Consider the following 25,972-nt stretch of genomic DNA (forward strand, 5'->3'; position numbering starts at 1 on the left):
AAAATCAAGCTTTTAATGACCCCATAGCATACAAGTAAAAACCGAAAAAGCTCGAAATCGTTCATGAGAAATGTTAATTTTCACGACACCTTTCATACGTTTTACCCCACATCTCCTCAAGAACTTGGAAAACCGTCTTTGGTTTCAAGTTATTCATATAGCTACGCGGCGCATCAAAAGTAAAGCCAGGAATTTTCATGAGCGCCTCGCGAGATTCGGGTGTACGAACAACCTGATTAATCGGGGTTTCTGGAGGGCAATAGGGACCATACATATTGTTGTCGGTGGGACCAAATAACCCTAACGTCGGCGTACCGATGGCCGCAGACATATGCATGAGACCCGAATCATTCCCAATAAAAACCCGACAATTTTGAATACAAGCTGCAATTTCAAGAAGACTTAATTGACCCACAAAATCTAAGCGCTGCTTTTTAGGAATAGCATCTATGACAACTTGAATGGATTCTTTTTCCTCAGGTGCAGCAAAAATAGCTACTTTTGCGGAATATTTTTCTAGGAATTGAGTCAGAAGATTTGCAAAAGAAGCCGGTGGCCATTGCTTGCCAATCCAATTTGCAGCCGGAGACAAGGCTAAAACTTGCGTATCCGGTGGAACGAGACGCGCAGCTTTTTGAGTGTGGGCTTGCGTCAACCAAAGGCGCGGGGATGGCGCCGGCGTTTTGCCAATTAAACGACCCAGCTGGACAACCCGATGATCATAAGCTTTAGGACTTTTCCACACATACCTTTTCCCCACTTTTAAAAAATACGTAACCAAAGAGCCCCGAATATCCAGGATGATATCCCATTGCTCCTGTCGACACTCTTGCCATAGATCAATCCAATGCCGATGGTGTGGTTTTTTCACAATTGGGATGAGACGTTTGAGGTTAGGAACACCCTCAAATAGAGGCAAAGTTAGAGGAGCGGCTGCAACAGTAACTTCAATGCCAGGGTGTCTTTCAATCATCTCATTGAGAACCCCTGAAGATATGATTGCATCACCAATCCGGCTGGCCGTAATAAATAAGAGTTTCAATTAACTCCTCCTTAAACAAATATTTTGCATAATCATAGAAGAGTTATCACAAAAAGGGGAGAAAAAATGCTCCTGAATTGTCCTATTTGTAACAAATATTTAAAAGAAAAGGGCGAACAAATTGTTGGGGGCATTTATAGTATTGCCTGCTATGATTGTGGAACTTTCGATATTGAAGTTGATCTTTCTCAAATTATGCGTCGAAAATATTTGAGCTTTAATATGGATGTAGGTCAAGGTCGGGAGTCTTACGCTGAAAATATCAAAATCTTTCGCGAATTTATTCGCTATCGGCAACGCCCTATCCTTACCCAATCCGCAATCAATGAAATGATCTTTTTACGAAGACCCTAAAGTATATATAGAATTATTTTCTTGCCTTCTCACCTTCAAATTGATTGTAAAATTAAAAGGAATTGGATAATTTTGAAGTCCATGACCGCACCCTGATAATTGAAAAATAGGGAATGACATGGCTTTTGCAAATGCCTGGAGAACATCTCCGACTAGATTTAATCCGTTCGGCTCGTTTCCTTTTGTAAATTCACCAAACAAAACAGCCTTAATTCCCTGAAATAGGCCCGCTTGTTCCAGGTGGTTCAACATACGGTCTATACGATATCCCCGCTCACTAACATCTTCTAGAAAAAGAATTTTATCTCTCGTATTTAATTGCCACGGTGTCCCCAGTGACGTTTGAACAAGACAAAGGTTTCCCCCAACCACTTCCCCTAAAACATCTGTGATGCTTGTGGCCACCAAGTTTAACGGAATTAACTCCGGCAATTCATAAGCCGACAGCCCCTCATTCATAATGCGAACGGTGCGCGCTATAGAAACTTTATCAGCCTTCTCATTGATAAGCCCAACGCCACAAGGGCCATGAACCGTGGGCCAATTCCAGAATTGATTTAAAAATATATGGAGTGCGGTAATGTCGCTGAATCCATACATCACTTTTGCTTTGCCTGGTTTAGGTAAGGAAAGCAATGCTGGCATTAAGCGGGTAAGACCATAGCCACCAATAATAGCCATGATTTCATCTGCATCCGACGTGAGGGCTTCTTTTAAGTGTGAAAATCGCCCAGCATCTGTATTGGCACACAGAAGATCTTCTCCGAACAAATCCGCCGGAAGGATCACTTTACGACCTAAAGATTCAAGATATAATTTTGTTAAATTGACTTTTTCTATAGGAATTGGCCATGAAGGGGCAATTAAATAAAGTTGCTTCATAAGAATTTCCTGTTTTCTTTATTTTATCCACGTATCTCTAACGAATATATGAAAAAAATTTAAAGATTTATTGCCTGTCAATCTGGTGATAAAACATACCCTATATGCCGTACTGTTTGTAAATAACGAGGTTGACGAGGGTCATCACCAATTTTACGACGCAGACGAGTAATTTGCACGTCAATCGTTCTTTCACTCACCCGATGGCCAATACGTTGAGCTAGATCTTCACGCGAAAAAGGTTTATGGGGATTTTGGGAGAGAATTTTGAGCAAAACCAATTCCGTAGATGATAAAAATACGACTTCTTGGCCTTTCGTTAGTATGCCTGTACTTGTGTTAAATCGGTAAGCACCCAAAATCATTTCCTGATCAATCTGCCCGTTAGGGACAGAAGATCGCCTGAGTATGGCTCGAATACGCGCCAATAATTCGCGAGGCTCAAAAGGCTTTGTTAAATAGTCATCCCCCCCCGCATCAAGCCCTTCAATACGATCATCCACTTGGTCTCTCGCTGTAAGAAACAAAATAGGGATCAATCCTTTGATCCCTGCCTCTGTTTCATCTTTTTGTGCTAAACTTCTGGTCAATGACAAACCATCTTCGCCAGGCATCATAATATCTAATACAATGAGATCCGCAGACTGACTGGCTAAATAAGCTCTGGCTTCCGCTGCATTTGCTGCAGATGATACCAAAAAATTGTTCTCACTCAAGAATTTAACTAACAGTTCGCGTAACCGTCGATCATCATCAACAATAAGAAGCCGAGATTGTGTTTGAGAACTTGTCATATTTAAACATTCAATTAACACTCTTGGGATTAAGGTATAATATATGCTAAGCAAGAACAAGGTACAGTAAAATTAATAATGAGTAGAGAGCGTATGACCAAATATGATCTTATTGTCATTGGCGGCGGTCCCGGTGGATACGTTGCCGCTATTCGTGCGAGTCAACTTGGGCTCTCCACAGCTTTAGTTGAAAAAGAGCAATTGGGCGGCGTCTGCCTAAATTGGGGATGTATTCCCACAAAAGCCCTCTTACGGACGGCTGAAATAAAAACTCTTATATCCCACGCCGCGGATTATGGACTGAACGTCGGTCCCGTAACAATTGATTTGAAAACAATTGTGAATCGGTCTCGAAAGATTTCCGCTCAGCTCGTTACAGGCATTAAACACCTTATGAAAAAAAATAAGATTACAGTCATAGAAGGACATGCTCGTCTCAAGGGTGGTGGGAGTATCAGTGTCACCTCGTCAACAGGGCTTTCAGAAATTTCTGCAAAACATATTATTTTAGCCACAGGCGCGAGTGCACGATCTTTGCCAGGCATTAAGCCAGATGACAAATTGATTTGGACCGCACGAAACGCCATGACACCTGAAGCTCTCCCAAAATCTTTATTGATAATTGGTTCCGGCGCTATCGGCATAGAGTTCGCCAGTTTTTATCATGCTCTCGGCTCAGAGGTAACAGTGGTTGAACTGCAAACAAGAATTCTCCCTCAAGAAGACGAAGAAATTTCGTCACTTGCTCAAAAATCATTTGAAAAACAAGGCATTAAGTTTCTTTTGGGCACATCAGTTGAGAAAGTCACCAAAGGAAAAGATTCTGTCAATGTCACGCTTCAGGGCAAAGACCATACTTTTGATCGGGTAATCCTAGCTGTAGGAATTGTTGGCAATACGACTGATCTTGGCTTAGAGAAAACGAAAGTTAAGATTGATCGCGGACAGATTGTTGTGGACTCGTGGTCCAAAACTGATGAGCCTAATCTTTATGCAATTGGTGATGTCACCGGCCCCCCATGGCTTGCTCATAAAGCCAGTCATGAAGGAATTATTTGCGTAGAAAAACTTGCAGGCCTTCCGAACATTCACCCCCTCAATGTTCGCAATATTCCGGGTTGTACTTATAGTTTACCCCAAATTGCCAGCATTGGTTTTACTGAAGCTCAGGCAATTCAGGCCGGATATAAGGATCTCAAAGTCGGTCGATTCCCTTATAAAGCTAATGGCAAAGCCTTAGCTTTGGGTGAAACGGAAGGCCTTATCAAAACTATTTTTGATAGCAAAACCGGTACCCTTTTAGGAGCGCATATGATTGGGGCAGAAGTCACAGAGTTGATTCAAGGTTTTGGTATTGCCAAGACATTAGAAACCACAGAAGCTGAATTGATGCACAGCATTTTCCCGCACCCCACCTTATCTGAAATGATGCAAGAAGCGGTATTGGATGCCTACAACCAAGCCATCCATTTTTAATGGAGACCTTATTGACAACGCCAAGTATTAAACGTAAACCCCCCTGGATTCGGGTGAAAGCTCCTGTTTCAAAAGAATATCAAGAAACAGCTGCTCTCATGCGCCATCACAAACTGAATACAGTTTGTGAAGAGGCAGCTTGCCCCAATATTGGGGAATGTTGGGCTAAAAAACACGCCACCATCATGATTTTAGGCGAAGTCTGTACGCGAGCCTGTACGTTTTGTAATATTAAGACAGGACGCCCAGACCAACTTGACCCTCATGAACCGCAACGGGTGGGAGAAGCTGTTGGTAAAATGGGGCTATCTCATATTGTTATCACCTCCGTTGATCGAGATGATTTAGATGATGGCGGTGCTACTCACTTTGCTGAAACAATTCACGCCATTCGAACAACAGCTCCCTTAACAACCATTGAAATTTTGACCCCTGATTTTTTAAGAAAAGAAGGCGCCATTGAAATTGTCGTAGCCGCACGCCCAGACGTCTACAACCATAACTTAGAAACTGTTCCCCGTCTTTATTCTGAAGTCCGCCCAGGGGCTCGTTATTTCCATTCATTACGGCTTCTGGATCAAGTGAAAAAGATAGATCCAACTTTGTTTACAAAGTCAGGAATTATGGTAGGACTGGGAGAAACTAAAGCAGAAGTTTACCAAGTTATGGATGATCTTCGAGCTGCCAATGTGGATTTCATCACCATTGGACAATACTTACAACCAACGCCTAAGCACCATCCCCTCATCGATTTTATAACACCTGAAGAATTTGATGAATATGCCTCTATGGCTCGAGGCAAAGGATTTTTAATGGTTTCCGCCTCTCCTCTCACACGATCTTCTTACCATGCTGGTGATGATTTTGCTAAACTGAAAGCCGCACGATTGAAGGCCAATGCCCCGTCATAGCGAAAAGCGCCTTCTTCCTTATCCACCGGAAGTTCTTTATGCCATTGTAGCTGATGTGGAACGATATCCAGAATTTTTACCCTGGATTGTGACAGCAGATATTTTGAAAAAGACTGAAAAGGGATTTATTGCCGATCTTACGGTTGGCTATAAAATGTTCCAAGACACTTACCGCTCTGAAGTCATTCTTACCCCACAAGACCGGGTGGATATTCACTATATCAAAGGTCCCTTTAAGCACTTAGAGAATTATTGGATTTTCAACCCAGCCCCAGGAAATAACGTTCAAGTAGATTTCTTTATCGACTTCGAATTTCAATCCTCATTTTTCCAAGGCATGATTCAGTCTGTATTCACAAGTGCCGTTTCAAAAATGATTACAGCTTTTGAAGAACGTGCTGGTATCTTAAGTCGTTCTCTTCGTTAAAGATCGCCACGCTCCCATAAAACGTGGATAAGATGTCCTGGAACATTATAAAAACTGACGATCTGTTGTGCCTGCATATATTCTCTGATTTTCCGTTCATCCCAACCTGCCAAATAGCAGATTCGCAAAACATCTAACACGCGCTCTTTCCGCGCACCCTTATATTCAGAGGAACTGGCACCACTTTGTTGATGAGGGGCCTCAAATCTTAATTTAAATTCTGTACCATTCGAAAAGGTAATATGGATGGCACTTTTGTTATGCCCAGATTCTCTACGACTTGCATTGGGTAAAAATCTAAGCATGGTGCTAATTTCTTGATTGGCCACTCTAACAGCTAATGTGTGGTTGTGGCGACTGAGTTGCTCAATTCTGGCTAATGCGTCTAGTATCACTTGATCACGTTTATTATTTTCATTATCTTCCTGCAATACAGGTGACACAGATATTCCCTGATGGGGTGCCGAACTTTCAGAGGCACTTGAAGTCTGGGAATTGTTTTTTTCACCTCTGGTCTTTTTTTTCGGTTCTTTGGGGGGAGGCAATTCAGCCCGAATATCTTGGCTGTAACTTTCAAAGAGAGGTTCTTTCCTCTCCTGAACCGGGGGTCTTACTGCATGGTGAGGTACTGACTTCGCTTTTTGAATAGGCTCTTGCTTTTGCGTAAAATGAATAGGTTTAATTTCTTCCACAATGGGTTGGCGATAAAAAAAGTGGTTTAAAAAATCCTTAGAATTTAAAACCAGTTGAGTCAAGCCAACGACGGCTTCACTATCTCCATGGGCTTGTAAAAATCGATAAAAAGCCCACTCTCCCGAAGTCAATCGACGCGGCATAGATACGGCATACGAAAGACCAGGAATTTTGACAATTTCACGCTGTGAATGGTGCACAAAATAAAAATGTGCCAACATGGCTTGAGTGAGAGCGTTGGAAATTTTAGCTACGGGACGGTCACCGCGCGTAAGACCTGTTTGGAGGGTATACCGAATTTCATCTGCGTTATAAACTGTCCCCGCCATGAGGAGCGTAAAAAGTATTGGGTATCCCACGCCACTGATTGTAAAAACTTGGGAGCTATCCCCTATAAACACGAGATAGGTAAGAGAAAGATTTGCCGCCAGATTGACCAAATTTTCCGTCAAACGAAAAGCAGCTCTTGTGCTCCTGATTTTCGGATAAATCAAGAGAGTTTCTAATTCATTTCTCCTTTCTGAATGAGTCCTGTAATAGCCGGGTAACCCTTTTTTTCTTTTATCGATTTCTTTTTGCCCTAATTTTTCTGCATAATACTCTATAAAATTTCTGCTAAAACGCAGAGCACCATCAAATAAAAAACCAACACTAGCTACCATTGCTATATCAGCAAGTTCTTCAAAAGGAGACGCATAAGATACTGCTAAAAACGCAAGGCCACTAGCAAGTTCTTTGCAAGGAAAGTTCCAATTCCGTTGATAATTTTGTTTTGTAACGGCGAGTGAAGCAGATGTCTCAAATTTTTCTGTTGCCATAGTAAATTTAGATAACGCCAAAATAATAATTAAAAAAATAACGGGTAATTTTTTCATTTTTTTATCTTCTTAATTTGATTTTTATAAAATTAATTTAACATAAGAATGGGTGATGTTGAATAAAATCATCGTCATCATTGTTTTTGAAAAATAACCTATCTAAAAGCCACTTATGGTCAGGACGATCACGTATTCTTCTTGAACGATTCCAAGCGATCTGGTATTCAGATGAGGAAGTCCCTAATGACATTTGTGCGGTCGTGGCGGAATTGGTAGACGCGCAGCCTTGAGGTGGCTGTGGTGGAAACACTGTGGAAGTTCGAGTCTTCTCGACCGCACCATTTTTTTAAGGCTACCAATTGATTTCAATTTCATTGAAAATTGATATCAAGATCTGAGTCTTTCAAGTTTTCAAATAAAGAGCAAACACGAATGAAACCCGACACCCCATCAAAGCCTGATATTTACAAAGATTCCCTTGATTATCATCGTTATCCCACTCCTGGTAAACTCTCTATCCACCCAACCAAACCTTTGGCAGATCAGCGAGATTTAGCTCTTGCTTATTCACCAGGTGTTGCCGGTGCGAGTCGCGCCATTGTGGAAAATCCTGGAGAAGCTGCGAACCTAACAGCACGAAGTAACCTTATTGCCGTAATTTCAAATGGAACTGCCGTTCTCGGCCTTGGCAATATTGGCCCTTTAGCAGCCAAGCCTGTCATGGAAGGAAAAGCAGTTCTCTTTAAAAAATTTGCAGGCATAGATGTTTTTGACCTTGAGATCAATGAGAATGATCCTGACAAACTTGTCGATATTATTGCGGCTTTAGAACCAACCTTTGGCGGAATCAATTTAGAGGATATCAAAGCACCAGAGTGTTTTTACATCGAAAAGAAGCTCAATGAACGGATGAAAATTCCTGTCTTTCATGATGATCAACATGGAACAGCCATCATTGTTTGCGCAGCAGTCCTTAATGGACTCAAGTTGGTCAATAAGGATATTGCAAAAGTAAAACTTGTAACATCCGGTGCGGGTGCTGCAGCAATAGCTTGCATTGACTTGCTTGTAGGCCTTGGATTATCACCTCAGAATATCATTTTGTGTGATAGCGTAGGTGTTGTTCATAAGAGTCGTAAAGAACATATGGACGACAGTAAGCAACGGTATGCGATTGATACACCTCACCGTACCTTAGCTGAAGCTTTAAAAGATGCAGATATATTTTTAGGCGTTTCCGTTGGCAATGTTGTCAAGGGAGATATGCTTACGGTCATGGCCCAAAATCCTTTAATTTTAGCCTTAGCGAACCCAGATCCAGAAATCCTCCCAGAAATTGTTCGGGAAGTGCGTCCCGATGCCATTATCGCCACGGGCAGAACAGACTATCCTAACCAAGTTAATAACGTATTATGCTTCCCTTTTATTTTTCGAGGAGCCTTGGATGTTGGTGCCACAACCATCAATCAAGAAATGAAAATTGCTTGCGTAAAGGCGATTGCAAGTCTTGCCCATGCTGAGGGTTCTGATGTTGCTTTTAATGCTTATGGTGGTGAAATGCATACCTTTGGGCCCAACTATATCATTCCAAAACCCTTTGATCCTCGCCTCATTATGGAAATCGCTCCTGTTGTCGCTCTTGCAGCTATGGAAACAGGAGTAGCCACACGTCCTATTCAAGATATGGAAGCCTATAGACAAAAAATAAGTGAGTATGTCTATCGTTCTGCAATGGTTATGAAACCTATCTTCCAAAAAGCAAAGAAAAATCCTAAGCGGATTACGTTTGTAGAAGGAGAAGACATGCGCGTATTACGCGCAACGCAAATTTTGGTAGATGAGGGGTTTGCAAAACCCATATTGGTTGGACGTCCTATTGTGATTGAAAAGCGTATCAAACGACTCAGCTTGCGCCTCAAAGAAGGAACGGATTTTGAGATTATAGATCCCAATAAAGACAACCGATACAGCAGCTATTGGCATGCCTATCACCAACTGACGGAACGAAAAGGAATCTCTCCGGAAGTCGCCAAGATTCTGACCCGTACAAGCCCTACAATTATTGGAGCCTTGACTGTCCATCTCGGTGATGCCGATACCATGATCTGTGGAGCCATTGGACGCTATCATATTCATCTTGAACATATTCGCCAAATTTTTGGCTCTTCCCCGGAGGATTCTAACGAACTTGCAGCCTTAGGTGTTTTAATCCGAGAAGATGGCGTTTTGTTTATTTGTGACCCTTACGTCAATCCTAACCCATCTCTTGAGCAAATTTGTCAAATGACCTTAATGGCTGTAGATCAAGTCCGTCGTTTTGGCGTAACGCCTAAGGTTGCTCTCGTTTCTCACTCTAGCTTTGGGGCAGGAACAACGGAGTCTGCCTGCAAAATGCGTCAAGCCACCGCTTGGCTCCATGCAAATGTACCGGATATCGAAGTGGAAGGGGAAATGCATGCAGATGCTGCACTTTCCGAAGCCATTCGCCAACAAATTTTCCCCAATTCAAAACTTCATGGGCAAGCCAATCTTCTCATCATGCCTTGTTTAGATTCAGCTAATATTGCTTTTAACATGGCAAAATCTCTTTGGAATGCCCTGACTGTTGGCCCCATTCTTATGGGGTGCTCCCAACCTGTCCATATTGTCACTCCTTCTGTAACTCCCCGCGGGCTTGTGAATATGGCAGCACTTGCCGTCGTTGATGCAGACTCAAGATAGGCATAATTTCTTTACTTTAGAGATTCTTGCCGACAATAAATGATTGACGTGAGGGAAAGTTTTCAGGTATATACTAGTCAAATAATACTTTTTTATTAACTAAGGTGAATTATGGCCAATCATACGTCCTCAAAAAAAGCGATTCGAAAAATTGCAACACGTACTGAGCAAAATCGTACACGTGTTAGCCGTATTCGTACATTTGTTAAAAAAGTTGAATCTCTCGTTGAATCCGGTAACCAATCAGAAGCTCTTGTTGCTTTACGAGAAGCTGAATCTGAAATCATGCGGGGCGTCACCAAAGGAACAATGCATAAAAATACAGCCTCTCGCAAAGTTTCTCGTTTATCTAAGCGAGTGAAAGCCTTAGCAGCTGCTTAAAGCTGCAAAAGGGCTACCGCTTTACCAAGCCGGAGCTCATATCCCATGTCAATATTAAACCAAATTGAATCTCTTTTTGCGCAAGAAAGCCCAACCCATACAACGGATGTTGTGATAATTGGGGCTGGTCCTGTTGGGCTCTTTGCGGTATTTGAATGCGGCATGCTCAAATTAGATTGTCATGTGATTGACTCTTTAAGCATGATTGGAGGACAGTGCGCTGCTCTCTACCCCGAAAAACCCATTTTTGATATTCCAGCCCACCCTCAAATCACCGGCGAGGGGCTCATTGAAAATTTGCGTCAACAAATTGCCCCATTTAATCCAACTTATCACTTAAATCAGCAAGTAACCGCTATCAGCGCTGAAAATAATTCTAACCAAAGCTGGCGTGTGACCACCTCTCAAGGAACTCAAATACTAACAAAGACCATTATCATAGCTGCAGGTGTTGGTGCGTTTGGGCCCAATAGGCCTCCCTTGCCAAACATAGAAAATTTTGAAGGCCAGTGTGTTCATTATTATGTAGGGTCACGAGAATCTTATAGGGGGAAAAAGATTGTTATCGCCGGGGGCGGTGACTCTGCCGTGGATTGGGCACTCTCTTTAAGCGAAGTGGCAAGTCATGTGTCCGTTGTTCATCGTCGCCCCAAATTTCGCGCGGCTCCTGAGAGCGAAGCCCGCCTCAAAGCTTTAGCTGATAAGGGCGTCATTGATCTGGTTGTCCCTTATCAATTAGCTGGATTAGAAGGAAATGGTGCACAATTGACCGACGTTATTGTCCAGTCCTTAGATGGGCAAACAAAAACTTTAGCCGCAGATGTGTTGCTGCCTTTTTTTGGGCTTTCTATGAATTTGGGGCCGATCGCAGAGTGGGGATTGAATTTGGACAATCACCACATAACTATTGATCCTGCAACGGGCGCCACCAATCGCCCTGGCATCTATGCTATTGGCGATATTGCCACTTATCCTCATAAATTAAAGTTAATTCTCAATGGCTTTGCAGAAGGGGCACAAGCTGCCCATGCTATACGCAAATTCCTCTATCCTGAGGAAATTTTACATTTCGAATATTCAACGACCAAAGGTGTGCCAACTCCAGAAGCTGAATTAAAATCTGCAACAGCAGCTTGAAAATTCCGAAAAATAATGATTTTTAGTGAAAATCACCAATTTCAACCTCTGTAAAGTGATCAGATGAATCGACATGGAACCGTATACGATAGGCATCATTTACGCGGAAAGACCATTTGTTCGTTTCCTCTAATTTTTTTAGCTGCGAGTTATGCCCTTTTAGATTGTTCCCTAATTCAAAAATGTTTTCACTCCTTCTTAAAATATTAAGAAGTTCAATAGCATTAGGAGGAAATGTTCCCGAATTTTGTGTAGTTAATATATCCACGACATTCTTTTGACACGAAATAATATTATTGGGCTCATCTTCCTTCTGTTGAATTTCTGGACTCCCCACTTGTTGTTCACTAGGGGAAGTCTGGTCACCTCGTCTCTTTTCTTTTTTCTTTAACTGTTCCTGCTCTAACGATAGTTCTCTTTTTTGATTAAGATTTAAGATTGGAAAGACCACAAAAGTAGGTTTGTCTGACCGATAATTTTCTCTACTTTTACGGCGAACTGCTTCTCTAAACTGTTTAGATACTTTCATCAAGTCTTCAACATTATTTTTCATTTTCTCATGACATAACCTTGCTTGAAGTGCTAAGTCTGACTTTTCCTCGTTAAGACTTTCGGCATCAGTGGATACGGCTTCAATATTAGATACAAGTTTTTTCATAAGAAGAAGATATTCCGGATCAACTTGATATGTTTCTTGATCTTTTTCATATTGAGTCATATTTAACTCTTTTACAGTCCGCACCAATTCCTTAATTTTTTGTTTGCGATCTTTAATAAACTGTTTCACAATAATTTCTCGCAAACTTGCAGGATTTGACTTTTGTTGTTTTATAGGCTTGTCTTTTTTCTTAGAATTTGACGCAACACTTTGCGCGGATGAAGACTGAGAAGATGCTTCATGGAATTTACGACAAATTTCATATATACTTTCTGGATTCATATTTTCTGTCGTAGCATGAAACATTTCCCAAATGGCAGCTCTATCTTCCTCATTTTCAACAACCATATATAAAGAATACAATACAACCAAATCATCTAATTTTATTGCGTTAACAAATTTCTTATAATGAGGATTGCCAAAAAGATCTTTTGAACCAAAGATTTTCTTGTATAGCTCAAAGGCTTCCCGATAACGCCCGCAATAAAAATAACTTTGAGCAAGTGTATGGGAGTATTCAGAAAGAAACAACGCTCTGATTACATCCGTAGCTTGCCATTTATGATGTACTGCATTTAATTCTTGAAAGGCCAGATTATAACGAATGTGTTCAGCATATAGCTTTTTATCAGAGGTATACTTTAACAGTGCTACATAAGTTTCGATTAACTCTTCATTCGTAAGCCCAACTTTAAGATCTAATCCTTTTTTAAGCATCAGGTAAACTTCATCCCAAATCTCGCCGTAATCTTCACCCTTATAAATTTTAATTGTCGCACCCCTCAAGAGTGCAAAACCAAACAATACATAATCTCTTGAAACAACATCTTTATCACTAACGGCTTGCTCCAGAATAAGTCGAACCAACCATATTGAGCGTGTATGTTCAGCCGTAATTAATTTATCCAATACGGTTAAAGCCGCATGAACACGAGAAAAACTCATGACACATGCATAATCTCTAACGTCATTCAATAAAATTTTCTTATCCGGCTTTGGCAATAAAAATTGCTTCTTAAAATTCTCTTTTATTTTTCCCCCTACAGTTTCACAAAGCTGGACTGGTACCGGTTTTTTATCTCTGTTTAGAAAATATCCGCGTTTTTGTTCTTCGTCGATTGCCGGCAAATATTTCATAACAATTGCCATTCGATTGGATAATGTTCTCCCAGACGATGGATTTTGCAACGCTTGAGAGCTTTCTGCAGCAAAAGTAGGGCCGAAAAGGAAAAAAAATGTAGAGAATATTATAAATTTTGTAATCATATTTATGGTTATACTTAAGAATTGAAATTGCGTAGATGTATAGAAATACTATATTTTTCCAAATTTTGTCAAATAAAAGAGAATTTTAAGAAGCAAGATCCTGTTGAGCCACCAAGGGTACTCTACATGTGATAATAGTACCTTTTCCTTGAGTTGAATCGATACTAATGGAGCCCCCATGAAGTTCTATAAGGCTTTTGACAAGAGAAAGTCCCAAGCCTGCCCCAATGGATCTTGATTTTGGATGATGGGGTCCTCGTTCAAAAAGTTTAAAAATGCGCGCGCGGTCATCATCATTAATTCCAACGCCCGTATCGTGAACAGCTAAGCAAAGCTCTTGGCCATCCCCAAATTGTTTGGTGAAAGCTTTCAGTTCAATTCGCCCCCCCGATGGCGTATATTTAATAGCATTACTCAACAAATTGAATACAGCTTGCTTTAGTCGCCGTTCATCCCCAATAAATGTTTGGATTTTTGATTTATTTTCATGGGTAACATTGACGCCTTGATCATGCGACCGGTTATAAACTAACCCCACCGCGCTAGCTAAGAAATTATCTAAATGAACAGGCTGTTCCGTTAATGTCATTTGACCAGCCTCAATACTGGCTAAATCTAAAATATCATTAATAAGGGCTAATAATCTCTGGGCAGAATCCACAATGCCTCGGCAGTAATCTAATTGTCGCTCATTCAGATTGCCAAAATATTGGTTTGTTAGAATTTCTGCAAAACCAATAACAGTGTTCAGGGGAGCGCGTAATTCATAAGATACGTGAGACAAAAAATCCGACTTAATACGATCTGCTTGTTCCAAAGCTTGATTCCTCTCTTGCAAGGCTTGCTCAAATCTCCAACGATCTGAAACATCGATAAAACTGAGCAAATGAGAGCCGTCGGGTAACGGAACATAGGCGTATTGAATCATTGTTTTGTCCGCTCGATTGAATCGGCCCGTTTTGGGAACTCTTTGACTTATAATCGTTAAAAGACGCGCTTGGAATCCATTCCACTCCTCTTCGGTTGCAAATGAGGGACGAATCTGTGCCAAAACTTCTGTTGCATGCCTTCCCGGTGTAATCTCTGACACATCGACTTGCCAAATACGAGCAGCGGCTGGATTGCTCAAGCGCAGTCGGCTATCACTTCCTAACACAACAATACCCTCATACAAATGATCTAAGGTTTCTTTTTGAACAGCAATAAGGGTATTGTAGCGCCGTTCTAAAGCCAATTTATCTGTAACATCGTCATACATGAATAATAACCCCCCCAAAGGATGGGGAGCAATCAGGAGACGCAAAATCTGATCATCGGGTTGATGAATAAGCTCCTGGATAGGCTGAAGGAGCGTTTTAAAAAGTTGAAGCCTGCCGCGTTTAAAGGCTTGAAAATCTGGATATTCAGGCAACTTACGTCGTTCCCGCATATCTTGCAAAACGTCCCCAAAAGTTGGTTTTGTATGAAGCCAAGCTTCTTCATATCCAAAAAGCTTTGTGTAAGCGTTGTTAAAAAATTCCAATCGTGTATCCGCACCAAATACTGCGATTGGGGTTGAGAGTTGATGCAAAACTTCCTGATGAGCCAAAATATGCTTACTTAAATCTGAAGCCATCTCTTCACTATCTGTCAGATCAATTGCATATCCAACAGTTGCTCCCCCATCGTGAGCAACTTCTGTCATTTCCAGTAAACGTCGGAATCCATCTATGACAACATGTCCTCGTTGACTTTGACTGTTGCCGGTTTGTCGAACTTTAAGTGCCAAATGGTGGGGGCTTGTACTGCGAGATTTTTCAATTAATTCCTTATGCTCTTGAGCGACTTGAGGAGGCGTACTTTCTAAAGCACCAGCGTAGGATTGGTTACAAAAAACGACCTGATTTTCAGCATTGCGATACCACAAAGCTACAGGAACAATATCAATCATGGCTTGCAAAATTTCATGCTCAGCTCGCAATGTTTTGACTTCTTGGGTTAATCTCTGAGTTTCATAAGCCCGATCTGAGATATCGATCACCGACAAAACAATAAGGGTATGTGAGGGTTGAACAAGACGCATCCCCTCAACTTGCACCAGTGTTTTCTGATCAAGAAGGGTTAATTGATGGGTAAAATTTTCTCCGGTTTGGTGCGCATTTTGAATCGCTTGATCCAACACAAATGCGGACTGATAATCGAACTGGTTCGTTACATCAACAACCTCGATGGGATGAGCAAGATTAAGGCCCAGTAACTTGGCAAAAGAACTCGAACATTTCACACGACTCTCAGTATCGCGCCACCAGCAACGGGCCTCAGGTATTCCTTCTAAGATTTTGAAGAGATCATTTTGCGTATCTGAAACAATATGATGTTGATCATACAAATGACGCATATAGGTAAGTACGGGCAATCCGATGATACCCAAGATTCCAAGAATCAGACCTAGCAGTTCAAACCAGTTTAACAGTGGGGTTGTGGTAACAAGCCAGTCTAACACAAAATTGATGCCCTTAAATTCAATTACAAAGCCTGAAGAAATTTTAACAGGATTTTTATAATTTCGGAAAGGGCAAAAGGATGATCTTACAAGGTTTTACCAATAACTATCGCCACATCACTCATGCGATTCGCAAAACCCCATTCGTTATCATACCAAGACAAAATACGACAGAACTTTCCGCCTACAACTTGTGTTTGACCTATATCAAATATTGAGCTCGCGGGATGGTGATTAAAATCGATAGAAACCAAAGGACCACTCGTGACCTCCAATACCCCTTTCAATTTCCCTTGCGCAGCATTGGTCATTAATGTGTTAATTTCTTCCACACTTGTCTCCCGATTGGGCGTAAAGGTAAAGTCAATAAGAGATACGTTCGGTGTTGGAACACGAATGGCACATCCATCTAATTTTCCTTGTAGGCCGTGCAGAACCAAACCTAAAGCTTTAGCAGCACCGGTTGAGGTGGGAATCATTGAAACGGCTGCAGCACGAGCTCGATGCAAATCTTTGTGAAGTGTATCCACCAACCGCTGGTCACCTGTATAGGAATGAATTGTCGTCATATAACCTGCCTCAATACCAATTCCAGTGTGCAAAACATCTGCAACAGGTGCCAAACAGTTTGTCGTGCAAGATCCGTTAGAGATCACAAGATGATCTTGAGATATATTTTGATGATTAACCCCATAAACGACTGTAATATCCGCTCCCGTCGCCGGTGCTGAAATCAGGACACGCTTTGCTCCTGCAGTCAAATGTTTAGATGCGGAGGACTTATCCGTAAAATAACCCGAACATTCCATGACAATGTCAATGTTTAAATCTTTCCAGGGAAGTTTTTCAGGTTGAGGTTCGGCAAATACTTTAATCGGCCCCTGACCTACATCTAAAGAATCCCCAGATGTGGAAACTTTCCCTGTATATCGACCATGGACAGAATCATATTTAAACATGTGGGCATTATCTTGAATTGAACCCAAGTCATTAATTGCAACAACGTGAATATCTTTACGACCACTTTCAACCAATGCCCGCAATACCATCCGCCCAATGCGTCCGAATCCATTAATTGCTATTTTAATTGTCATGTTTGTCCCTCATACCTTCATAATTTTCTCTAATCTCTTGATAACGGATTATACCCGCGTATTTAATTTTCGCAAGAGCCCTCACTGACTTTGATTGTGCATTATCTTGAATATACAAAACATATTTGTAAAATCCTTTATCTCATTATACCCTATAGGAAGATACCCATTTGACGAGTAGCAGCTTATAATATCGCTAGTTTGGAGATTCGACAGATGATCCCAGTTACCGCATTTCATACAAAAACAAGAGAACAGCTTAAATGGGCTCAAAAAATATTTATTACTTACCACCGGTCTTTAAACGGGAAAGTATCTCTTGTTTTTGCTGTGATAAAAAAGTTTTATGGTTTTGTGGTATTCGTTATATCAGAATTATTTGAATACCTCGCGTTTATTTTAAGCTCTATCGCTAAATTTACATTATTGGTTGCCTCAAAATTATCTACTTTTTATCACTACACACAACGAAGACTATATGTTTGGAAAATTCTTTCTGCACGAAAGAAATGGTATGTCAATAAAGAGGGAAGTTTTTATAACCCAAAACTCAAAGCAACCATCCGTCCAAATTGGGAATGTTCGTGGACACTAAGCCGTCTCCAAAACCAATATAATGGTTTTGAGTCCAAGGAAATTGCTCAAGATGCGGCCTTTAAAATGTGGATGAAAAAACGCCGCTTAGAAAGTCGCCTAGATATGCGCGATATGGCGATTAAAATTCCCCTTAATTTGAGTCACAAAATTCTTTCCAATAAAATTAATCTTCGAAAAGCATCTCCTAAAGATGCGGACCTAATCTTAACTTTCCTGGAAAACCTCGGCCATCCCAAAGGTGATGAAAATATGAAGGCACGAATACAAGCCTATTCTTATGGGAATCATAATCACATTTTGATTGCTGAAAAAGGAAAGATAATTGTTGGGTTCATTGCCTTTATTATTTATGATTTATTTGAATGTAAGGGAAAGAGATGCCACATTGAAAAATTAGTTGTCGATAGCTCGCCGTCTGGCCTTTCTATTAAACGAAAACTTATGCAAAGTGTCGAGTCATTTGTAAGAGATAATGAGGGAACTTTTATTGATCTTATGAGTGATTCAGCGCGCAGTGAAGGGACAACTCATGATTTTTATAAATTTATGGGTTATGAAAATGATAATTCTTTAGCTAAGACATATTTAAGGAAAGAACTTTAAGCCTTAATCATTATCAATGATAAAATAAAGAGTTAACATTTATACCGTTATTTAGAAAGCTGAGGAGAATTTTCTTTTGCACACAATCGGGAGATTTGGGACAAGCCTAAAATAATAGCGATTGTAAGATACGGATGGATATACCGTATGTTTGGCAAGTAGAATAAGTGAAGAGACAATCCTGCAAATGCCGCTAACGCAATAACTCGAACATTGGGCGCATTTCCTTTAAGGGCCAACCAAAACAAGCCTACTCCGGCTAATATATATTGCGGATAAAACTCACGGAAGTGAATCAAAAAAAGCCCCTTTTCGTTAAAAGAATCATTCAAACCCAAAATATAAGTGATAGCTTGATAATACAAAGAAGGATATAAGGGCAGATTCTCGGGTATTTGGGAGGCTTTTGTTAATAACACAAATTCTCCCCCCCAAATATTATGTAGAGGTATCAAAAGTACAGGTACCAAGCCACAAAGCATTATAAACCGAGATCTCCACCCTAGGGGGGTAAAGGTCGTAGTAAAGAGATGAAACACCACAATCACTCCCATAAAGATCGCCAAATTGGGCCGAATGGAAATACTGATTGCACTTAAGAAAAAAGCAAGAACACCCCATCCCGTTTTGTGGATAGATTTTGCCAAAAGAGTCAAAGTTATAAATAGCAAGGCAAAGGCAATTCCTTCCCCGTATAAATTAATGATTGAGTTGAGATACAATTTAAAGCTCAGACCGATGCCATTAAACATATGGGCAAAAGCCAAGAGTGACAATATAAGAGCAGTATAACGTGTTAAAAATACCGAAAAGAAGCGATAAAAAATAACGGGAACAAAAATGATAAGACAAACTTGAAGAATATAAGCATCACCAAACATGAGCATTTCGAGAAAACGAACATAACGCGTTCCCGGCATAAAATAAAAGACTCGCTCCGGGGACATTAACGCTACCCCCCAATCTCCTATCACCCATTTCTCCAGCATCTCATAGGGAAAACCACCATGTATAATGCCATCCCCACCCCCTTTTGCCAAAATACCCCATCGAAAAATATTTGGAAAATTCACCCAAAAAGAGATTGCAGACAGTCCCAAAAGCAAAGATTGCAATCCAAAATCAAGAGTGGGGTTAAGAAAAAATAATCCACAGAAAAGCGCCGCAAGACCCAAGAAAAGACATAAAATGCGAGTGAAATCATAAAATTTATAGAGTGCAGTTTTCTCTAATTTTATTTTTAAATTATTATACCCCTTTTCATCCCATTGACCTCCAAATCCCTGGATTCTGGACCCTACATGATCCTTTTGAACCACTAAAGTCTCAACGGTGATATCGTGAATTTTGCTTTGACCATCACGAATAAAAAACCATAATCCTTTCAGAGCCAAGGTCATACCTACCATCTCTGGTATAATTTCATAACTTACAACGTAAGGAATATTTTTCCTCTCAAGAGAGTTTAGGGGTAAATAGAAATTATATTTTGGAAGATTGATCCATCCACTGCGCAAAGAAAGCACACCTTCATCAATATCAATTGTTCGCACCAAACGCCTGTCTTTATAACCCTGCAAGTAACCATCTGCCGTTAAAAAGTAGGGATATTTTTCAGTATCTTCCAGGAATTGATTGGGCGTAACGGGCGTTGCTTTCGTGTCGAGTAGAAATCTTTCTTGTTCGGGAATTGCGAGCTGGGGCACCCAATGACTAAGCATCAGAAAGGATATACCCATAATAAGAAAAGTGGGCTTCACTCTCTCTCGTATAATGCCGAATAAAAGTAAATATATAGTTAGAAGTGCAAATGAATAATCAAATATTCCTTCAAAAGGTCGACCATGAAAAACATATAGGCACAGAAGAAATAGAAGTTTGACCAGAACAGATTGACCCTTCAAATTCATCATCCTAAGCCCTTGGCAAATACGCCAAATAGAAAAATTATGATTCCAACAAGATAGGAAATCGGGTCCTTCAAGGCAAATAAAACTGGGTCTTGATTCATTTCACCGCGTAGCGCAATTAACCAGAGTCGTAATTTCCAATACAATAATACATAAGCTGAGCCCCATAAGAAGTCTGGATGAGCATACAGCTTGGTCACTTGAGTCGAATTAATATATAGGGTAAGAATGAGTATGGATAACAATCCAGAACTTGCTCCTGCAATTTTAAGCAACAAATCATCTTGAAGTTGGTACCCCCGACGAGTCTCTAGAGGTTGTTCATTTCGGTTAGCCTTTTCAATTTCTGCCGTTCGCTTCATGAAAGCTAAGCTCAGAAAGAAAAATACACAAAATGCTAACAACCATGATGACTGCTCAATATCGTTTATCACTTGCCCATAAAGAACCCGAACAGCATAAAGTGTGCTTAAACAAAACACATCTAAAATAGGCTGAGATTTTAGAGAAAATGAATAAAGAAAAGTCAGGAAAATGTATCCAATAAGAACCCATAGTCCTTCAGGTAGCCATAAGTAAGATAGGACAATTGCTGACGTTAGCAATGTTAGACTCAACCAAATTCCTTGGTCGATTGTCAGATCCCCTCTTGCAAAAGGACGCTTTTTTTTCTCAGGATGATGGCGGTCATCTTCCACATCGGCCATGTCATTAATTAAGTAGATAGCCGATGCTGCTAAGGAAAAACAAATAAAACCAAAAACTCCGATCGAAAGCGTTCGCAAACTTAAAAAATGACTCGTCAAAAGAGGTAGAAAAATCAACCCATTTTTTGCCCATTGATGGGGACGTATAGCTTTGAGAAAGGGTAAAAAAATTGAAGGTCGCGTAAATCTCTCGTGTTTGTGAGAGTAGGCTAAACCCCCTACAATATAAGCCGTTTGAGATTTATTAAAAATAGGAAGATCAGCACGACTATCCCCCACATAATCAAAAGGACGACCAGCTGCAAATTCTTGCATAGTTAGAAGTTTTTTTCTCCCCTTACAATTATGGGTATGGGATGTCGCCAAAACGGCATCGAAAATCCCTAAGTAACTCGCAATTTGATGCGCTACTTTTTCATGGGTAGCCGTTGCCAATACTACGAGGCGTTTATCCTTTTTGGCTTGGTGAATAAGCGCCATAACCTCAGTATTATAGGGTAAAGTAGCTGGGTCTGTTTTCATCTCATTAACAATAGCAGCTTTAATTTTTTCGGGGCGAAACCGTTGCCGGAAAAGTAATTTGAGAGTTTGCCAGGGAGAAATGGCGAAAGAACGGATAAGCTGTTCTCTTAAAATATCTGTATGGATTAAAGATTCATCAAGATCTACAAAAAGGATTGGTTTCATCCGATTAAATATCCTTTAATTTTTTTTGAATCATTTTAACAATCGCTTGGGATGTTATGCCAAAATGAGCGTAAAGGTCCTTATAAGGTGCTGAAGCTCCAAAACTATTAATACCAACGATAAATCCCTCATCTCGAATATACTTTTCCCAACCGAATGGACTTGCCGCTTCAATAGCTACGCGCAAAACTGACCCTAAGGTTTCCTCACGATAGGTCTTCGATTGTTGGTCAAATAGCTGCCAACATGGCATAGAAACAACTGCTGCATTAATATTTAATTCTGCAAGCTGGTTCTTGGCATCCAATGCAATGTGAACCTCTGATCCCGTCGCCAGAAGTGTAACCTGTCGAGCTGCTTTACTTTCTCTTAAAACATATCCTCCATAGGAAGATAAATTTTCTGTCGTTTTTTGCGTACGCACTGTTGGAATAGGTTGACGTGTTAAAGCTAAAACAGAGGGTGTTTCTCGATGTTCTAACGCTAACGCCCAACACTCGGCCGTTTCAACACCATCTGCAGGTCGAAAAACATTGAGATTGGGAATTGCTCGCAAAGCCGCAAGATGTTCTATAGGTTGATGAGTTGGACCATCCTCCCCTAACCCAATCGAGTCATGAGTAAGTACATAGATGACTTGACGCTTCATCAAAGCGCAAAGGCGCAACGCCGGCCGCAAATAATCACTAAAAATTAAAAATGTCCCCCCATAAGGGATAAAAAGATTAGATAGACTTAACCCATTCATAATGGCCGCCATACCATGTTCCCGTACACCATACCGTATATAAGATCCCTCAAAATTAAGAGATGATATATCGATTTGAGATTGGCCTTTTGTGTTATTTGAACCTGTTAAATCAGCAGATCCTCCAACAAGTTCGGGAATTTTATGGGTTAATATGTCCAACATGCGTTGAGATAATTGACGTGTGGCTTGGTTGGGTAATTCGCTTTGCACTTGCAAGATAAAGTTTTGTATTCCTTCATACCATTTTTCTGGCAATTTGCCCTCGAGCCTTCTTAAAATTTCTGACTTATAGGGAGACTTTTCTAGCACAGATATCCAGGCATTTGATTTTTTCTCACCCTGCTTTCCAATATCGCGCCAAGCCTTTAAAATTTCACTTGGCACTACAAAAGGTTCATGATGCCATCCCAAAGCTTTACGTGTCGCTGCCACCTCTTCTGCTCCCAAGGGAGATCCATGAGCCGCAGCTGTTCCCTCCTTTTTAGGCGCTCCAAAACCAATGCTTGTTCGACACGCAATCATTGAAGGGCGGTCCGACCTTTGAGCCGCAAGGATGGCCTTTCTAATCTCAGCCTCATCATGACCATCAATAGCTTGACAATGCCATCCCAACGCCTCAAACCGAGCGGATTGATTATCAGATACAGCTAATGAGGTTGGGCCATCAATCGATATATGATTATCATCAAAGAAAACAATTAATTTTCCCAGTTTTAAGTGACCTGCAAACGATGCGACTTCATGGGAAATTCCTTCCATCAAATCCCCATCGCTCGCAATAACATAAGTATAATGATTGAAAAGGTTAGCTTCAAAATGTGCAGCAGCCATTTTTTCTGCTAAGGCCATCCCAACAGCAGCCCCCAAACCTTGACCTAAAGGCCCAGTGGTTGTTTCAATGCCAAGCGCATGTCCATATTCAGGATGTCCGGCAGTAATGCTCCCCCATTGGCGGAATTGTTTTAACTGATCCACAGTCATATCCGAATAGCCCGTTAAATAGAGAAGAGCATAGAGCAGCATAGAGCCGTGCCCTGCAGATAAAACAAAACGATCCCGATTGGGCCATGTCGGCTGTTGGGGGTCAAAATTCAAGAAATCTCGGAATAATACCGTTGCTACATCTGCCATACCCATTGGCATACCAGGATGTCCAGACTGGGCCGCTTCAACAGCATCTATGGCGAGGAAACGAATGGCATTAGCCATGTCCCGATGAGATGGATCACATTTGGATTCGTAAGAAGATTTTGTCATTGGTTCAGCTACTTTCATATAACCCATTTTTATAGCATAAACAAATAACCTTGAGGAGAATTTTTGGCAGTGTATTAATGATCTTTAGATTAAAGATCCCTACCCCTTTCACAAATTTTCGAGAACCAATCTTATTTTTTCAATAGCCCAATCTAATTCTTGTTTTGTAATCACTAACGGAGGCGCAAGACGCACAACAGTTTCATGGGTTTCCTTTGATAGAATTCCCTGTTTCAAGAGATTTTCACAAACCTTGCGCGCAGAAATAATATCAGGATCAAGATCAACCCCTATCCACAAACCTATCCCCCTTACATTAAGAATCGCTGAACTTTTAATCGATTTCATCTCTTCCATAAAATAAGCTCCAAGTTCAGCACTATGTTCTGCCAGTTTTTCTTCCTCTAATATTTCAAGAGCACGATGAGCAAGGGTTGCAGCCAATGGGTTACCACCAAAGGTTGATCCATGACTACCGGGATTAAAGACACTCATAAGATGTTCCTTACCCACAAGAGCGGAAACAGGGAAAAACCCACCCCCCAATGCTTTTCCTAAAATCATGGCATCTGGCTCAACATTTTCATGATCGCAAGCAAACATTTTTCCCGTACGTCCAAGACCACTTTGCACCTCATCCACGACCAGAAGCACATTGTTTTTTCTGCATATTTGAGACACTTCAGAGAGCCAACCTTTTGGGGGAACAATGATACCTGCTTCTCCTTGAATAGGTTCAGTCAAAACGGCACAGGTATTTGGTGTAATGGCTGCTTGGATTGCAGCCGCATTCCCAAAAGGGACCTCAACGAAACCAGGCAAGAAGGGACCAAATCCTTCTTTATAGGAAGGTTCACTGGAAAAGCTAATGACCCCACTTGTACGACCATGAAAATTGCTCGCCATGACAATAATTTCAGCCTTATTATCAGGAATTTTTTTGATAAAATGCCCCCAACGTCTTACAGCTTTAATAGCAGTTTCAACAGCTTCAGCGCCGGTATTCATGGGTAGGGCTCTGTCCATACGTGTAAATTCACATAGTTTTTGTAAAAAGGGAGGCAAAACATCTGTGTAATAAGCCCGCGAACACATGGATAAGCGACTCGCTTGAGCCATCAAAACTGCCAGAAGCTTGGGATTACAATGCCCGTGACTCACTGCAGAATAGGCCGACATCATGTCTAAATATTTATTGTTATCCACATCCCATAACCAAACACCCTCTCCCCGTGTCAAAACTACAGGAATTGGTCGGTAATTATGAGCACACCATTTTTCCTCAAGATCAATATAACTTTGCGATTTTAGTTGTTCTCTTTTTACGTCTATCATGGGAGCTCTCCTGTTATTATTGATACAAGATCCCATACCAATTGAGATGTCTTGTTATCTAAATCCTTATGGGGGTTAAATTCCGTTATTTCTAGAGCAAGGAATTCAGGATCATGCCCCAATTCCCATAAAACTCTTTTTACGTCATTTAACTTCAAACCGGCTACTTCGGGCGTTCCCGTCCCTGGTGCTTCTTCCGGATCGAATGCATCCACATCAATACTTAATCCAAACCGCCGCGCAGTAATCTTATCTCGTGCTTCCTCGAAAACAACGGAAAAACCTCTCTCTTGTACTTCAGTCATAGAGTAGATTTTTACACCCAATCCCGTTAAAAGGTCAGCCTCTCCTTTTTCAAAACTACGAATACCAATCAGACAGAGATTTTCTGGTTTTATTTTTGGCACTTCCTTCCCCAGGTGCGTAAAACAAGTATCCCCCTGCCCCAAAAGGACAGCCACCGGCATACCATGAATATTTAATGAAGGACTTGTTTGAGGAATATGTGCATCCAAATGTGCATCTATCCAAATTAATCCTATATCTTCTTCAGGTAGAGCCGCCTTCACCCCACCCCAAGTACCAATAGCAATGGAGTGATCTCCCCCCAGAACAAGAGGTATCTCTCCTCGTTGAATCGTGGCTTTTGCTTGATCATACAAGTGAGATACGACTTCTAAGACATGATCTGCATGCAGAGTTGCTTCAAGAGAAGACAACGGCACAGAATGAGAAAAACCTAAAGGGTGTTTATGCCAATAGGTAAGAGCTTTAGGGAAAATTTGAAAAAATTTAGGAATTTGATCAAACAGAACTTTTGGTCCGTCCGCCGTCCCCATATCTCGAGCGCCCCATCCCGAGCCAACACCAATAATTTTCCACTGACGCACCTGTAAGTCCTTTCTGACAACTTTGGGCTCTATAGCTTATTGTGGAATAAAAAGGTAAATTTTGTATGAAATTGTATCGTTTAATAGACCTATTCCTTT

20 protein-coding genes and 1 tRNA gene are annotated in these 25,972 nt (G+C 40.9%); 9 read left to right on the forward strand and 12 right to left on the reverse strand.

What is annotated here, in order from left to right; all coding sequences use genetic code 11:
* Positions 1–73 precede the first annotated feature (73 nt).
* Positions 74–1,042 (reverse strand): glycosyltransferase family 9 protein, encoded by a 969-nt coding sequence (locus FJX03_02560; protein MBM3632577.1) that lies wholly within the window; start codon positions 1,040–1,042, stop codon positions 74–76.
* A 66-nt stretch (positions 1,043–1,108) separates the two neighbouring features.
* Between FJX03_02560 and FJX03_02565 the strand changes: the two genes are divergently transcribed.
* Entirely contained in the window at positions 1,109–1,396 is a 288-nt protein-coding gene (locus tag FJX03_02565; protein MBM3632578.1) for a hypothetical protein, read from the forward strand.
* On the opposite strand, the gene FJX03_02570 is transcribed toward FJX03_02565, so the two are convergent.
* Complete coding sequence (locus tag FJX03_02570) at positions 1,382–2,278, reverse strand: LD-carboxypeptidase (GenBank protein MBM3632579.1); 897 nt, start codon at positions 2,276–2,278, stop codon at positions 1,382–1,384. The genes FJX03_02565 and FJX03_02570 overlap by 15 nt on opposite strands.
* Before the next feature lie 77 nt (positions 2,279–2,355).
* Positions 2,356–3,072 (reverse strand): response regulator, encoded by a 717-nt coding sequence (locus FJX03_02575; protein ID MBM3632580.1) that lies wholly within the window; start codon positions 3,070–3,072, stop codon positions 2,356–2,358.
* Positions 3,073–3,165: 93 nt separating this feature from the next.
* On the opposite strand from FJX03_02575, the gene lpdA reads away from it, so the two are divergent.
* The 3 genes from lpdA to FJX03_02590 are packed head-to-tail and all read left to right on the forward strand — an operon-like array spanning position 3,166 to position 5,886.
* A complete protein-coding gene (lpdA, locus tag FJX03_02580; GenBank protein ID MBM3632581.1) occupies positions 3,166–4,548 on the forward strand; it encodes a dihydrolipoyl dehydrogenase in 1,383 nt (460 codons plus the stop codon).
* Positions 4,548–5,459, forward strand: a complete 912-nt coding sequence (lipA, locus tag FJX03_02585) for a lipoyl synthase (GenBank protein MBM3632582.1) — start codon at positions 4,548–4,550, stop codon at positions 5,457–5,459. The genes lpdA and lipA overlap by 1 nt, the downstream gene beginning before the upstream one ends.
* The gene (locus FJX03_02590; GenBank protein ID MBM3632583.1) at positions 5,446–5,886 is read left to right on the forward strand and encodes a type II toxin-antitoxin system RatA family toxin; all 441 of its coding nucleotides are present in this window, start codon (positions 5,446–5,448) and stop codon (positions 5,884–5,886) included. Before lipA ends, FJX03_02590 begins: the two co-directional genes overlap by 14 nt.
* Here FJX03_02590 and FJX03_02595 read toward each other — a convergent pair.
* On the reverse strand, positions 5,883–7,454 hold the full coding sequence (locus FJX03_02595; protein MBM3632584.1) for a hypothetical protein: 1,572 nt from the start codon (positions 7,452–7,454) through the stop codon (positions 5,883–5,885). The two genes, FJX03_02590 and FJX03_02595, sit on opposite strands and share 4 nt — an antisense overlap.
* Before the next feature lie 197 nt (positions 7,455–7,651).
* Here FJX03_02595 and FJX03_02600 point away from each other — a divergent pair.
* The 4 genes from FJX03_02600 to FJX03_02615 all read left to right on the forward strand — a co-directional run bounded on the left by FJX03_02600 (position 7,652) and on the right by FJX03_02615 (position 11,636).
* Positions 7,652–7,738, forward strand: a tRNA-Leu gene (locus FJX03_02600).
* Positions 7,739–7,829: 91 nt separating this feature from the next.
* Positions 7,830–10,118 (forward strand): NADP-dependent malic enzyme, encoded by a 2,289-nt coding sequence (locus FJX03_02605; protein ID MBM3632585.1) that lies wholly within the window; start codon positions 7,830–7,832, stop codon positions 10,116–10,118.
* A gap of 111 nt (positions 10,119–10,229) precedes the next feature.
* Positions 10,230–10,499 carry a 30S ribosomal protein S20 gene (locus tag FJX03_02610; protein ID MBM3632586.1) on the forward strand — a complete coding sequence of 90 codons (270 nt, stop codon included), beginning with the start codon at positions 10,230–10,232 and terminating at the stop codon, positions 10,497–10,499.
* A gap of 45 nt (positions 10,500–10,544) precedes the next feature.
* Entirely contained in the window at positions 10,545–11,636 is a 1,092-nt protein-coding gene (locus tag FJX03_02615; GenBank protein ID MBM3632587.1) for an NAD(P)/FAD-dependent oxidoreductase, read from the forward strand.
* A 22-nt stretch (positions 11,637–11,658) separates the two neighbouring features.
* Here FJX03_02615 and FJX03_02620 read toward each other — a convergent pair whose 3' ends face one another.
* The 3 genes from FJX03_02620 to gap form a co-directional block, all read right to left on the reverse strand.
* Positions 11,659–13,431 carry a hypothetical protein gene (locus tag FJX03_02620; GenBank protein ID MBM3632588.1) on the reverse strand — a complete coding sequence of 591 codons (1,773 nt, stop codon included), beginning with the start codon at positions 13,429–13,431 and terminating at the stop codon, positions 11,659–11,661.
* 214 nt (positions 13,432–13,645) lie between these two features.
* Complete coding sequence (locus FJX03_02625) at positions 13,646–16,042, reverse strand: PAS domain-containing protein (GenBank protein MBM3632589.1); 2,397 nt, start codon at positions 16,040–16,042, stop codon at positions 13,646–13,648.
* A gap of 86 nt (positions 16,043–16,128) precedes the next feature.
* On the reverse strand, positions 16,129–17,136 hold the full coding sequence (gene gap / locus FJX03_02630) for a type I glyceraldehyde-3-phosphate dehydrogenase (protein ID MBM3632590.1): 1,008 nt from the start codon (positions 17,134–17,136) through the stop codon (positions 16,129–16,131).
* A gap of 216 nt (positions 17,137–17,352) precedes the next feature.
* Between gap and FJX03_02635 the strand changes: the two genes are divergently transcribed.
* Positions 17,353–18,336 carry a GNAT family N-acetyltransferase gene (locus FJX03_02635; GenBank protein ID MBM3632591.1) on the forward strand — a complete coding sequence of 328 codons (984 nt, stop codon included), beginning with the start codon at positions 17,353–17,355 and terminating at the stop codon, positions 18,334–18,336.
* A 47-nt stretch (positions 18,337–18,383) separates the two neighbouring features.
* Here FJX03_02635 and FJX03_02640 read toward each other — a convergent pair whose 3' ends face one another.
* The 5 genes from FJX03_02640 to FJX03_02660 all read right to left on the reverse strand — a co-directional run bounded on the left by FJX03_02640 (position 18,384) and on the right by FJX03_02660 (position 25,873).
* Positions 18,384–20,249, reverse strand: a complete 1,866-nt coding sequence (locus tag FJX03_02640) for a hypothetical protein (GenBank protein MBM3632592.1) — start codon at positions 20,247–20,249, stop codon at positions 18,384–18,386.
* Positions 20,246–21,640, reverse strand: coding sequence for a UbiA family prenyltransferase (locus FJX03_02645; protein ID MBM3632593.1), 1,395 nt, complete (start codon positions 21,638–21,640; stop codon positions 20,246–20,248). The genes FJX03_02640 and FJX03_02645 overlap by 4 nt, the downstream gene beginning before the upstream one ends.
* A gap of 4 nt (positions 21,641–21,644) precedes the next feature.
* A complete protein-coding gene (tkt, locus tag FJX03_02650; GenBank protein MBM3632594.1) occupies positions 21,645–23,648 on the reverse strand; it encodes a transketolase in 2,004 nt (667 codons plus the stop codon).
* Positions 23,649–23,756: 108 nt separating this feature from the next.
* The gene (gene rocD, locus FJX03_02655) at positions 23,757–24,983 is read right to left on the reverse strand and encodes an ornithine--oxo-acid transaminase (GenBank protein MBM3632595.1); all 1,227 of its coding nucleotides are present in this window, start codon (positions 24,981–24,983) and stop codon (positions 23,757–23,759) included.
* On the reverse strand, positions 24,980–25,873 hold the full coding sequence (locus tag FJX03_02660; protein ID MBM3632596.1) for an arginase: 894 nt from the start codon (positions 25,871–25,873) through the stop codon (positions 24,980–24,982). The genes rocD and FJX03_02660 overlap by 4 nt, the downstream gene beginning before the upstream one ends.
* Positions 25,874–25,972 lie beyond the last annotated feature (99 nt).

It is taken from the genome of Alphaproteobacteria bacterium, from assembly GCA_016870095.1.
In the GTDB taxonomy this organism is placed as follows: domain Bacteria; phylum Pseudomonadota; class Alphaproteobacteria; order Paracaedibacterales; family VGCI01; genus VGCI01.